Annotated in this window: 14 protein-coding genes; 1 reads left to right on the forward strand and 13 read right to left on the reverse strand. The window is 72.7% G+C overall.

The genetic code is table 11. The features are described 5' to 3' along the window. The first annotated feature begins 20 nt into the window (after positions 1 to 20). Complete coding sequence (locus ACME2J_RS03810; protein ID WP_495543542.1) at positions 21 to 638, forward strand: TetR/AcrR family transcriptional regulator; 618 nt, start codon at positions 21 to 23, stop codon at positions 636 to 638. On the opposite strand, the gene ACME2J_RS03815 is transcribed toward ACME2J_RS03810, so the two are convergent. The 13 genes from ACME2J_RS03815 to ACME2J_RS03875 form a co-directional block, all read right to left on the reverse strand. Next, complete coding sequence (locus ACME2J_RS03815; RefSeq protein ID WP_495543543.1) at positions 623 to 1,798, reverse strand: glycosyltransferase family 4 protein; 1,176 nt, start codon at positions 1,796 to 1,798, stop codon at positions 623 to 625. The genes ACME2J_RS03810 and ACME2J_RS03815 overlap by 16 nt on opposite strands. Positions 1,799 to 1,851: 53 nt before the next feature. Next, positions 1,852 to 3,156: a serine hydroxymethyltransferase gene (glyA, locus tag ACME2J_RS03820; RefSeq protein WP_495543544.1), complete on the reverse strand. Its 1,305-nt coding sequence runs from the start codon at positions 3,154 to 3,156 to the stop codon at positions 1,852 to 1,854. A gap of 66 nt (positions 3,157 to 3,222) precedes the next feature. After that, positions 3,223 to 3,663 carry a ribose 5-phosphate isomerase B gene (rpiB, locus tag ACME2J_RS03825; protein WP_495543545.1) on the reverse strand — a complete coding sequence of 147 codons (441 nt, stop codon included), beginning with the start codon at positions 3,661 to 3,663 and terminating at the stop codon, positions 3,223 to 3,225. Positions 3,664 to 3,695: 32 nt separating this feature from the next. Then, on the reverse strand, positions 3,696 to 4,316 hold the full coding sequence (locus tag ACME2J_RS03830) for an L-threonylcarbamoyladenylate synthase (protein WP_495543546.1): 621 nt from the start codon (positions 4,314 to 4,316) through the stop codon (positions 3,696 to 3,698). After that, positions 4,313 to 5,173, reverse strand: coding sequence for a peptide chain release factor N(5)-glutamine methyltransferase (gene prmC, locus ACME2J_RS03835; protein WP_495543547.1), 861 nt, complete (start codon positions 5,171 to 5,173; stop codon positions 4,313 to 4,315). Before prmC ends, ACME2J_RS03830 begins: the two co-directional genes overlap by 4 nt. 7 nt (positions 5,174 to 5,180) lie before the next feature. After that, complete coding sequence (gene prfA / locus ACME2J_RS03840) at positions 5,181 to 6,233, reverse strand: peptide chain release factor 1 (RefSeq protein ID WP_495543548.1); 1,053 nt, start codon at positions 6,231 to 6,233, stop codon at positions 5,181 to 5,183. A gap of 46 nt (positions 6,234 to 6,279) precedes the next feature. Next, complete coding sequence (locus ACME2J_RS03845; RefSeq protein ID WP_495543549.1) at positions 6,280 to 7,278, reverse strand: DUF1385 domain-containing protein; 999 nt, start codon at positions 7,276 to 7,278, stop codon at positions 6,280 to 6,282. A gap of 32 nt (positions 7,279 to 7,310) precedes the next feature. Then, positions 7,311 to 7,529: a 50S ribosomal protein L31 gene (gene rpmE / locus ACME2J_RS03850; RefSeq protein WP_495543550.1), complete on the reverse strand. Its 219-nt coding sequence runs from the start codon at positions 7,527 to 7,529 to the stop codon at positions 7,311 to 7,313. 76 nt (positions 7,530 to 7,605) lie between these two features. Further along, a complete protein-coding gene (locus tag ACME2J_RS03855; RefSeq protein ID WP_495543551.1) occupies positions 7,606 to 8,379 on the reverse strand; it encodes a CARDB domain-containing protein in 774 nt (257 codons plus the stop codon). Between the two features lie 127 nt (positions 8,380 to 8,506). Beyond that, positions 8,507 to 9,535, reverse strand: a complete 1,029-nt coding sequence (locus tag ACME2J_RS03860; RefSeq protein WP_495543552.1) for an NAD-dependent epimerase/dehydratase family protein — start codon at positions 9,533 to 9,535, stop codon at positions 8,507 to 8,509. Continuing rightward, positions 9,532 to 10,092, reverse strand: coding sequence for a TetR/AcrR family transcriptional regulator (locus ACME2J_RS03865; RefSeq protein ID WP_495543553.1), 561 nt, complete (start codon positions 10,090 to 10,092; stop codon positions 9,532 to 9,534). The genes ACME2J_RS03860 and ACME2J_RS03865 overlap by 4 nt, the downstream gene beginning before the upstream one ends. Positions 10,093 to 10,192: 100 nt before the next feature. Further along, entirely contained in the window at positions 10,193 to 11,947 is a 1,755-nt protein-coding gene (locus tag ACME2J_RS03870; protein ID WP_495543554.1) for an electron transfer flavoprotein-ubiquinone oxidoreductase, read from the reverse strand. Between the two features lie 9 nt (positions 11,948 to 11,956). Continuing rightward, positions 11,957 to 12,211, reverse strand: a 255-nt coding sequence (locus ACME2J_RS03875; protein WP_495543555.1) for an electron transfer flavoprotein subunit alpha/FixB family protein, incomplete at its 5' end; no start/stop codon positions are given.

Raw genomic sequence — 12,211 nt, forward strand, 5'->3', positions numbered from 1 at the left:
CGCTGCTACGATCGCGCGCCATGTCGAGCGGCGACCGCGACGCAGCCCGGACGACCGCGAAGCGCGCGGCCGTCGAGGCCTCCGTCCTGCGCGCGACCGAGGAGCTCCTCGCCGAGGGCGCGCCGTTCGCGGACATCGGCATCGAGCGGATCGCGACGCGCGCAGGCATCTCGCGCACCGCCTTCTACTTCTACTTCCGCGACAAGAAGGAGCTGCTCAAGCGGCTCACCGCGGAGATCTCCGCCGACCTCTACGCGCAGGCGGACATCTGGTTCTCGAGCGAGGACGATCCGGGCGAGGCCCTGCGCACGGCTCTCGCGCGCATCGGCGCCATCTACACCGAGCACGGGCCCCTCCTCCGCGCGATCGTGGAGGTCTCGACCTACGAGCCGGAGGTGGCGGGCTTCTGGCGCTCGCTCATCGGCCGGTTCGTCGACGCGACCGTCGCGCGCATCGAGCAGGAGCAGCCGCCGGGCGACTCCGGCTCGGCGCCGGCGCGAGCGACGGCGTTCGCGCTCGTGTGGATGGTCGAGCGGACCTTCTACGAGCAGCTCGTGCAGGACGCGCCCCTCGACCCCGAGGAGCTGCTCGACGGCCTCGTCGCCGTCTTCATGCGGACGATCTACGGCCGCACCTGATCGAACTCGCCGGTCTCGATGACGCGGTCGACGTCGGCGTCGATCTCGCGTTCGGTGACGCGCGGCCTCTCGCGTCGCAGCCGACGCGCGTCGAGACGGCGGACCTTCAGGATCTCGAGGACGTAGACGAGATAGACGCTCGCGGCGAGCACGACGAGGCCGAGCAGGCCCATGACGATGCTCCACGCCGGGTCGAGCGTGCCGCCGTTGTCCGAGTAGGGGACGAACCGCAGCGCGACGGCGAACGCCGCGAGCATGACCGTCCACACGTAGAGGTAGGCGACCGTCCGGCGGTGGCTGAAGCCGATCCGGCTCAGCCGGTGGTGGAAGTGGTTGGCGTCGGCGCCCATGATGGGACGCCGGTACTTGAGGCGCTTGAGCACGACGAACGTCGTGTCGAGGAACGGGACCGCGAGCACGACGAGCGGGAAGAGCAGCGCGAGGACCGCCTGCGTCTTCACGGCGCCCTCCACGGCGACGCAGCCGAGGAGGAAGCCGAGGAGGTTCGAGCCGCAGTCCCCCATGTAGACCGACGCCGGGTGGAAGTTGTGGATGAGGAAGCCGAGGGCCGCCCCCGCCGTGATCGCCGCGAGAACCCCGGCGTGCCCGCGGTCGAGGTCGAACGCGATGACTGCGAACGCGGCCGCGCTGATCGCGCAGACGCCCGCGGCGAGCCCGTCGATCCCGTCCGAGAGGTTGACGACGTTCATGACGAGCACGATCCCGGCGACCGTGATCGGCGCACCGAGATCGCCGAAGTCGATCGCCCCGAGGAACGGGACGGTGATGTTCGTTACCTCGACCCCGGCCGCGACGGGGATGGAAGCCGAGCCGATCTGGCCGGCGAGCTTCACGAGGGGCGGCAGATCGAAGCGGTCGTCGAGCGCGCCGACGAGCGCGATGGCGACGGCGCCCCAGAGGATCGCCTCGAAGCGGTCGCCGACGACCCCTCCGAGGTCGAGGAAGAGCGCCGACGCGACGAGCGCGGCGGCGAGCATCGCGATGCCGCCGAGGAGCGGCGTCGCGCCCGTGCCCAGCCCGCGGTCCTTCGGCTTGTCGACCGCGCCGACCGACCGGGCGAGGCGGGCCGTCAACGGGGTGAGGACCGCAGCGACGGCGAAGGCCGCCAGGAAGGCGAGGACGGCGTCGCTCTCGGACATGGGCCGACGCTGAGCCTACGCCCCCACCCGGGCGGAGACGCGTCCCGGTGCGCTCAGACGGCCGCGCCCGCGCCGCGCGAGAGCGACTCGTAGATCGGGTGCCGGTCGGCGATGGCGCTGACGGCGGCGCTCAGCTCGTCCTTCTCGGCCGCGCCCTCGGGCGTGAGCGCACGCGCGATGATCTCGCCGACGGTCCGGAACTCGTCGACGGAGAGGCCGCGGGTCGCGAGCGCGGGCGTGCCGATGCGCAGCCCGCTCGTCACCATCGGCGGCCGCGGGTCGAAGGGCACCGCGTTGCGGTTGACCGTGATGCCGATCTCGTGGAGGCGGTCCTCGGCCTGCTGGCCGTCGAGCTCGGACTCGCGGAGGTCGGCGAGGACGAGGTGGACGTCCGTGCCGCCGGTGAGGACGCTCACGCCGTGCTCGGAGGCGGGACCCTCGAGGAGCGCGGAGGCGACGGCGCGGGCACCGTCGATCGTGCGCTGCTGACGCTCCTTGAACGCGTCGGTCATCGCGATGCGGAACGCGACCGCCTTGGCGGCGATGACGTGCTCGAGCGGACCGCCCTGCTGGCCCGGGAACACCGCGCTGTTGATGGCCTTCGCGTGCTCCTCGCGGCAGAGGATGACGCCGGAGCGCGGGCCGCCGAGCGTCTTGTGGACCGTCGAGGTGACGACGTCGGCGTGCGGGACCGGGCTCGGGTGCAGCCCCGCGGCGACGAGCCCCGCGAAGTGCGCCATGTCGACCATGAAGAGGGCGCCGACGGCGTCGGCGATCTCGCGGAAGCGGGCGAAGTCGAGGTGGCGCGGGTACGCGGACCAGCCCGCGACGATCATCTTCGGCTTGCGCTCGTGGGCGATCCGCTCGACCTCGTCCATGTCGACGAGCCCCGTCTCGGGCGAGACCTCGTACGGCGCGATGTCGTACAGCCTCCCCGAGAGGTTGAGCTTCATCCCGTGGGTGAGGTGACCGCCGTGGGCGAGCGACAGGCCCATGAGGGTGTCGCCCGGCCGCAGGAGCGCGTGGTAGACGGCGGCGTTCGCCTGGGCGCCGGCGTGCGGCTGGACGTTCGCGTGCTCGGCGCCGAAGAGCGCCTTCGCGCGGTCGATCGCGAGCTGCTCGATGACGTCGACGTACTCGCAGCCGCCGTAGTAGCGCCGGCCCGGGTAGCCCTCGGCGTACTTGTTCGTGAGGACGCTCCCCTGCGCCTCGAGCACGGCGTGCGGCACGAAGTTCTCGCTCGCGATCATCTCGAGCGTGCGCTGCTGTCGCTCGAGCTCCCGGCCGATCTGCTCGGCGATCTCCGGGTCGACGTCGGCGAGGGGGCGGGTGAAGAAGTCCGGCGGCAGGTCGGTCATCGGGGCCCGACGGTAGCACGTCGACCGGGGCCCTCCGGGGCCCGCGGCACCCGCCGGCGGCGCCCGTCAGGACCCGTCGATCGAGCTGATCTGGGAGACGCGGCGCGCGTGTCGGCCGCCTTCGAACTCGGTGTCCAGGAAGGTCGCGACGATCGCGTCGGCCCTGTCCGGAGCGAGCCGGGCGCCGGAGAGCGTGACGACGTTCGCGTCGTTGTGACGCCGCGCCATCTCCGCTTCGTGCTCGTCGTGGGCGTTGACGGCGCGGACGCCGGCGACCTTGTTCGCGACGATCGAGACGCCGACGCCGGACCCGCACGCGAGCACCGCCCGGTCCGCCTCGCCGTCGGCGACCTTCTGCGCCGCGTCGTGGGCGAAGCCGGGGTAGTCGACCGAGTCGGTCGAGCGCGTCCCGACGTCGAGGACCTCGTGGCCCGCCGCCGCGAGCGTCTCGGCGACGTGCGCCTTGAGGTGGTACCCGGCGTGATCGGAGGCGACCGCGATGCGCATGCGCCGATGGTAGCTGCGCGGGCGGGCGGTGGTCAGTCGAGGATCGTCGCGACCTCGGAGGCCGGCAGCGCGCCCTCCCTGAGGACCTTCCAGGCGCCGTCGTCCTCGTAGGAGACGAGGTCGATGACGGTGGACGGCGTGCCCGGCAGCTCGCCGGCGTCCAAGACGAGGTCGGCGTGCTCGCGGAGCGCCTCGGGCACCTCCTCGAGCCGGCGCGCGTCCGGTCCGCCCGAGAGGTTCGCGCTCGACTGGAGGACCGGCCACCGGACCGCGTGGAGCGCGGAGGCGGAGTCCGGCAGCCGCGGGACGCGCAGGCCGAGGACGTCGGGCGTCGGCCCGCACGCGAGCGGGAAGCGGTGGGCGGGGTTCGGGACGAGGACGGTCACCGGGCCCGGGAGGAGACGCTCGATCGCCGCGCGCGTCCCGGCGCCCAGCTCGGGGAGCGCGGCGAGCGCGAGCCCGACGTCGAAGAGCATGACCGCCGAGGGCTTGTCCGGCACGCGGCCCTTGAGGGCGTAGAGCCGCCGCAGCGCCTCCTTCTCCTCCGGGTCGCACGCGAGCCCGTAGACGGTGTCCGCCGGGAAGACGGCGACGCCTCCCACCGCCATGCAGCGCTCGAAGACCTCGGCGTCGTGCTCTGTGAGCGTCGTCATCGGGCACCCCCTCCCCCGCTGCGGCGACCGACGACGACACGGTCGATCCCGGCGAGGTCGTCGTGGACGTCGATGCGATCGTATCCCGCGTCGCGGAGCAGACCGGACACCGCCTCGCGCTGTCCCTTGCCGTGCTCGAGGGCGACGAGCGGGACCTCCAGCGCGCCCGCCTGGGCGACGAGGGCCCGCACGACCTCGAGCCCGTCGGGGCCGCCGAAGAGCGCGCCGTGCGGCTCGTGACCGACGACCGAACGTGGAAGGTCGCCGCGCTCCTCCTCGGAGACGTACGGGGGGTTCGAGACGACGGCGTCGAGCCCGGCCGGCGCGCCGTCGAGGAGGTCGGCGTGGTGGAGCGCGACGTCGAGGCCGGTCGCCGCGACGTTCTCGCGCGCGAGCGCGAGCGCGTCGGGGTCGACGTCGCTGGCGTGGACCTCGAGGTCCGGGCGCTCGTCCTTGAGCGCGAGCGCGACGGCGCCCGTCCCCGTGCCGACGTCGAGGACGCGCGCCCCCGTGGGCAGGAGCTCGAGCACGGACTCCACGAGGTGCTCGGTCTCCGGGCGCGGGATGAGCGCGCGCGGGTCGCTGCGCAGGACGAGGCGCCGGAAGCCCTGCTCCCCGACGAGGTGCGCGACCGGCGCGCCCTCGACGCTGCGTCGCCGGACGAGCTCCTGGAAGCGGCGGATCGCCGGCCCCTCGACGGACCGGTCGGCGTCGATGACGAGGCGCGCCCGGTCGACGCCGAGCACGTGCGCGAGGAGCACCTCCGCGTCGAGGCGCGGCGTCGGCGAGCCGGAGGCGCGCAGCGCGACGAGCGCGGAGTCGAGCGCGTCGGCGATCGGGACGCCCGCGAACGCCACCGCGCGCTCAGGCCGCCCCGGCCGCCTGGGCCTCGAGCCGGCGGCGCTTCTCGTCGGAGGAGAGCGCGGCGGTGAACTCGTCGAGCTCGCCCTGGAGGACGTCGTCGAGGTTGTGGACGGTGAGCTTGACGCGATGGTCGGTGACACGGCGCTCGCCGTAGTTGTACGTCCGGATCTTCTCCGCCCGATCACCGGTCCCGACCTGGGCGCGTCGGTCGGCGGAGACGGCCGCCTGCTGCTCGGCGAGCGCGGCCTCGTACAGCCGCGCACGCAGGACCCTCATCGCCTTCTCGCGGTTCTGGAGCTGGCTCTTCTCGTCCTGCATCGAGACGACGATGCCGCTCGGCCGGTGCGTGATCCGGACGGCGGAGTCCGTCGTGTTCACCGACTGGCCGCCGGGACCCGACGACCGGTAGACGTCGATCTGGAGGTCGTTCGGGTCGATGTGGACGTCGACGTCCTCCGCCTCGGGGAGGACCGCGACGGTCGCCGTCGAGGTGTGGATGCGCCCCTGGGACTCCGTCGCGGGGACGCGCTGCACGCGGTGCGTCCCGCCCTCGTACTTGAACACGGAGTAGGCGCCGTCCCCCTTGATCGCGAACGTGTACTTGCCGTCGCCCATCTCGAGAGGCTCGGTGCTGTAGCCGAGGCGCTCCGCGTACTTGGAGAGGAGGCGGAAGAGGTCGCCGGCCCAGAGACCCGCCTCCTCGCCGCCGGCGCCGCCCTGGACCTCGACGATGACGTTCTTGTCGTCGTTGGGGTCCCGCTCCACCATCGCGAGCCGGATCTCCTCCCCGAGCTCCTCGGCGCGGCTGCGCGCCGTCGTGAGCATCTCCCGGACCTCGGGGTCCTCCCCCTCGGCGAGCAGCTCCTGGGCGCCGGCGATGTCGTCCTGCGCGCGCCGCCACTCCTCGGCGAGCTTCGCCGCGGCCTCGACCTGCTGGTACTCGCGGCCGACGTCGGCGTAGCGGCGGCGGTCGCCGATGACCTCGGGGTCGACGATCTGCGCGCCGAGGTCGGCGTACCGCGTCTCGATCTGCTCGACGAGCTGCTCGATCATTCCTCGATGAACGGTACCGGCGCGCGTCGTGCGGCCAGTCCGCGGGTCAGGCGGCGAGGGGCGAGTCGACGCGTCCGCCGTGCGCCCGCTCGGCCTCGTCCTCGGCGACGACCGCGCGCAGCGCGGCGATCGCGACCTCGAGCTGATCGTCGTCGGGCTCTCGCGTCGTGAGCCTCTGCAGCTGCAGCCCGGGCCACACGAGCGCGCGGCCCCACGCGCTGTCGCCGTGGCGGGCGAAGCCACGCAGGGCCTCGTAAGCGAGGCCGGCGACGAGCGGGATCCCGACGACGCGGGACACGACGAGCCACGGCCATGCGAGCTCGCCGAGCGGCGCGAAGACGACGACCGCGACGAGCATGACGAGGAGGAGGAAGCTCGTGCCGCAGCGCGGGTGGAGACGGCTCATGCCGCGGGCGTTGGAGGGCGTGAGCGGGAGCCCCGCCTCGTGGCAGGCGATCGTCTTGTGCTCGGCCCCGTGGTACTGGAACACGCGCTGGAGATGCCCCATGCGCGACACGAGCGCGAGGTAGCCGAGGAAGACGCCGACGCGCACGAGCTTCTCGACGATGACGAACGCGAGGCCGCCGGAGGCGGAGTCTCCGCCGATGCCGGTGAGCTTCGTCAGGCCGGCGGGCAGGAGGAAGAAGAGCCCGATGCCGAGCGCGAGCGCGACCGCGACCGTCCCGACCCAGAGGCCGCCGGTGATCTGCCGCTCGCCGGGCGGGAGCTGGGCGTTGGCGCTGAGGTTGAGCGCGCGGAAGCCGATCCGCAGCGACTCGCCGAGGGCGACGACGCCGCGGATGAGCGGCAGCCGGAGGACGCGGTGCCGGTGCAGCGCGCTCTCGAGCGGGAAGGACTCGATGGCGATCCCGCCACGCGGAAGCTCGCGGGCCGCGACGCCCTCGGGCGTCAGCTGCTCGGGGAGGGGCTCACGGTACGCGACGGCCCACGCGTCGGGCCCGCGCATCATGACGCCCTCGATGAGGGCCTGGCCCCCGTAGAGGGCGCCGGGCGCGCCCCCTCCGCTGTCCTGACGCTCGCTCATCCGTGGCTCGCGTCTCTCGGTGCAGGGCGCCCCTACGAGGAGGGGCGCTGCGCGCGCTTCGCCTGGCGGCGCTTGAAGCGCTCCACGCGACCGCCGGTGTCGACGAGCTTCTGGCGACCCGTGTAGAACGGGTGGCACTGGGAGCAGATCTCGACGTGGATCTCGGGGGTCGTCGAGCGCGTCGTGAACTCGTTGCCGCACGTGCAGCGGACGTGGGCCTCGACGTAGTCGGGGTGGATTTCGGTCTTCATCTCATCACCGAGAGTAGCGCAGCGACCCCGGCCCGCCCCTCCAGGGTGGACGGGCGCCTGGACGGCGGATCGCCGCTCAGGCGCAGGGGCGCGCGCTCTCGTTGTCGTCCTCGTCGGCCTCGTCGATGACGTCGTCCGGGTCGGCGACGAGGAGCGCCGTGTCGGCGAGGCAGCCGGCGGCCGGGAGCACGACCGTCGTCTCCTCGTCGTCCGCGAGCTCCGGGACGCGCGCGGAGGAGGCCTCGACGGCGCCGACGCGCAGCGCGACCTCGCTCTCCCGGCGGGTGCGCGTGCGGCCGTCGTTGCGGACGTCGACCTCGAGCACCGGGCCGTAGGGCGTCGCGACGACGCGACGGTCGCCGAGCACGAGGTTGGGACGCTCGTCGCGGACCCGGCAGGTCCTCGTCCGTCGCTTGACGGTGCGGATCGTGCGCCCGGAGCGGCTCTTCCAGCGGAAGCGGACGAGCGCGCGGTACTGACCGGGGGCGTCGAGCCCCTCGACGCGCTTGCGGTACACGAACCCTGCGACGCCCGGATCGGACTTCTCCCAGCGGCCGAAGGTCGGTGCCTTGATGCGCTCGAAGTCCTCGCCGTCGGCGTCGCGCCGCTCGAGGTCGAAGCGCATGAGGAGGCGATGGCCCGAGCGCGCGGGCATCGCGCCTCGGAACTCCGCGACGCGGTCCTCCTCCCGGAGGCCGGTCTCGCACTCCTCGAGGGTCGCGCGCAGGCGCGGGGCGTCGTCGGACGACGTGGCGCTCGTCGTCGCGGTGAGCGCGGATGCCGCGCCTGGGGCGGCGAGGACGAGGCCCCCGGCGGCGCCGAGGGCGAGGATGCGGCGAAGCGGCGTCATGCTCCCCCCGGAACAGGCGAGGGCCGCGACAGTTGCGCCCCCGCCGGATCGCTCCCGCCCCTGGATGCTCAGCCCGTCGTCGGCTCGCGACCGTCGATGGCGGCGCCGACGCGGATGCGGGAGCGCGTCATGCAGGCTGCGCCAGAGCCGGTGGCGGGTAGCCACGTGCGCGGAGGTCGGCCAGCGCCGCGCCGACGGCGTCGCGCCACGGGGCCCGCGCCACGTAGCCGAGCGTGGCGGTCGCACGGTCGGTCGCGCACCGCCTGTCGCGGGAGAGGTGCACGATCGAGCGGGTGAGGAACGGCGTGCGGGACAGACCCAGCGCCTCCCCGCGCTCCGCGAGCCACCCGAACGCGTGCCCGGCCGCGAACGACACCGAGTAGCGAGGGCGTGGCACCCCTCCGCGCTCGGCGATGAAGTCGATGACCTCGCGGGCGGTCGGGAACTCGGGGCCGCAGATGTTCAGCGACTCGTAGGGCGCGAGGCCGTCCGCCACGGCGGCCAGCGCGAGGGCCTCGCCGAGGTCGGTGTCGGCGATCAGGGGCAGCCGCCCGCGGCCTCCGGCCAGCCAGGGAACGAGATGCGTCCGCAGCCGCGAGGCGAGCACCTCGACGAGGCCGGTGGTGAGGCCCGCGCCGACGAAGTGCCCGAGGCGCAGCGTGACCATCTCGGTCCCGCGGCCGCTCGCGGCCCGCATCTCGTCGTCGAGATCGACGAGCCGATCGAGGTGCGGCCAGAAGCCGGTGCGCGCGGTGGGAGCCTCGTCGTCCACGGGATCGTCGGCGGCGGAGCCGGCGATCGCGACCGTGCTCGGCAGGACGAAGCGCCGGACCCCCGCGTCGATGGACGCCTCGAGGAGCGCGTGCGCGGGCTCGTAGAAGTGCGTGCGCTCCTGCACGGCGTGGCCCCACATCGCCCCCCAGGTCCCGGCGTGGACGACGACGTCGGCATCGCGGACGAGCGCGCGGCGATGATCGGGATCGCGCAGGTCGCCGCAGCGGACCTCGATGTCACCGACGAGGTCCAGACGCTCCGGCGAGCGGCACGCCGCGATCGGGGTGACGTCGGCCCGAGCGGTCAGCGCCGCGAGCGCATGGCGTCCGAGGAACCCGGTGGCGCCCGTGACGACGACGCGCCTGGTGCTCGGCCCGGTCACGACTCGCTGATCCAGCGCCGCAGGTGCTCGGCCTCGCGTTCGACGTGGCGCGGGTCGCCGAGCGCGTGCGCCAGCAGCGTCGCGCCCTGCACGGCCGCGAGCAGGTGGCCGGCCGAGCGGTCGGGGTCGTCGTGGCCAAGCTCGGCGAACTGGGCGCGCAGCCAGGCCAGCCAGCCGGCGAGCAGCTCCGCGGCGTGGTCGGCGAGGGGACCGCCGTCCTTCGCCAGCTCGCTGCACAGGCTCCCGACCGGGCAGCCGCGCTCGGTCAGCTGCACGCGGGCGTCGACCGTCATCTGCAGGAAAGCGGTCAGCCGCTCTTGCGGCGACGGGAGCGTGCCCCAGCGGGCGGTCGCGGCCCTCTGGCGCGCGAGCCGGCGGTCGAGCACGGCGTCGCCGAGGGACTGCTTGGTCGGGAAGTGGTAGTGGACGTTGCCTGGCGGAACACCGGCCTCCCGTGCGATGTCCGCGAGCGTCGCTCGATGGAAGCCCTGCCCGTGCACGACGTCGAGTGCGGCCTCCAGGAGCCGTTCACGAGTGTCCGATGCGCGCCCCGCCATTCAGTCAGCTTACTGACTGAGTGAGGACGAGGGCAGAAAAGACGACGACCCCTCCCGGCCTCGCCGGAAGGGGTCGTCGGAACGACAGGTGCGGACGGGACTAGCTCACCGTGTAGAGAGGCCCGTCGCCGCCCTCGGGGACCGTGAGCCGGCCGCCCTTCGCGGTGATCGCGCCGCACTGCACGCAGTTCGTGTAGTTGACGATGACGTCGACGTCGCCCGTCTCCGGCGCGTCCTCCGGGATCTCGTAGACGCCCGCGGGACACATCCACTTCCACGTCTCCGCGATCTCGCGCGGAACGCGCTTCTCGACCCGGATGTGGTTCGGCGCGTCGTCGCGGGTCGCGTTGCCCGTGATGAACACCGAGGACAGCTTGTCGAACGTGTACTTGCCGTCCGGCTTCGGGTAGTTGTCCGCCGTCTTGCCGATGAACATCGGCTGGTGGTCGTTGCGGTGCCACGACCAGCGACCGCCGGGAAACTTGCCCTTCGTCGCGATCATCATGTTGACGAGCGGGCCGCCCTTGATGAAGCCCTTCTGGAACGGCTGGCGGGTGTTGCGGACCTCGTAGAGCTCCTTGCCGATCGAGCCCTCCTCGACCGCCGTCTCGTAGCTCTCGAAGCTCGACTCGCCGCGCTTGAGCGCCGAGAAGATCGACTCGGCCGCGAGCATGCCCGACTTGATGCAGTGGTGCACGCCCTTGAGCGCGACCGTGTCGACCATCCCGGCGGAGTCGCCGACGAGGACGGCCCCCGGCATCGTGAGCTTCGGCATCGACCAGTAGCCGCCGCCCGGGAGCGCCTTCGCGCCCCACGCGACGCGCTCGCCGCCCTCGAGGATCTTCTTCACGAGGGGGTGGAGCTTGAACTGCTGGAGGAGGTCGTGGGCCGACGTCGTCGCGTCGGCGTACTCGAGGTCGACGACGAAGCCGATCGACACGAGGTCGTCACCGGTCTTCTCGTCCTTCATCGGGTAGATCCACGTGCCGCCGATCTGCCCGTACTTCGCGCTGATCTTCAGCGGCCAGGGCCCGATCGTGTGGATGATCTTGTCGAGCGGCTTCGGGACCTTCCAGACCTCCTTGACCCCGAGCTCCCACACCTGGGGCTCGCGGTTCTCGCCGAGGTCGAACTCGCGGATCGCCGCGCCGGTGAGGTGGCCCCAGCAGCCCTCGGCGAGGACCGTCGCCTTCGCGACGATGTCGGTCCCCGGCTCGAAGTTGCCGAGCGGCTCCCCGTCCTTGCCGCGGCCCTTGTCACCGGAGCGGACGCCCTTCACGCGCCCGTCCTCGACGAGGAGCTGGGTGGCGGAGGTCTCGGTGAGGATGTACGCGCCACCCTCCTCGGCCTGCTGCTGCTGGAAGCGGGCGAGCGCCGAGACGGAGACGACCTCGTTGCCGTGGTTCTTGAACGGCGGCGGGGTCGGGATCCGCAGGGACATCTTGCCCGTCGGCGTCATGTAGACGGCTTCCTTCTTCACCTCACCGAAGGCGAAGCCCTCCTTGCGCCAGTCCTCCCGGCTCATGTCCGGGAAGAGCTCCTCGAGCGGGCCGGGCCGCATGACCGCCCCGGAGAGGTTGTGCCCGCCGCACGTCTTCGCCTTCTCGATGACGGCGACGGGGACCTCGCCGAGGCGCTCCATGAGGTCGCCCCCCTTCTCCGCGTCCTCGTGCAGGAGCTGGAGGAGCCGGTTCGCGGTCGCGAGACCGGCGGTGCCGCCGCCGACGATGGCGACGCCCACCTCGATGATCTCGTCCTCGGGGTCGACCTCGCGCTTGATGAACTCCTTGCGGGGTTCGACCGGCGGCGGGAAGGCCGCGGGGACGGCCTTCCCGTTGTTGGCGGCGGCTGCCATGTGCGTCTCCTAGCCCTTCTTCGCCTTCACTGCCTCGGTGAGCTTCGGGAGGATCTTGTTGAGATCGCCCACGATGCCGAGATCGGAGAACTCGAAGATCGGGGCGTTCGAGTCCTTGTTGATCGCCACGATGTTCTCCGAGGACTGCATGCCGACCTTGTGCTGGATCGCGCCGGAGATGCCGGCCGCGAGGTACAGCTTCGGCGCGACCGTCTTGCCGGTCTGGCCGATCTGGGCGGCGTACGGGTACCAGCCGGCGTCGAC

It is taken from the genome of Paraconexibacter sp. (assembly GCF_059438195.1).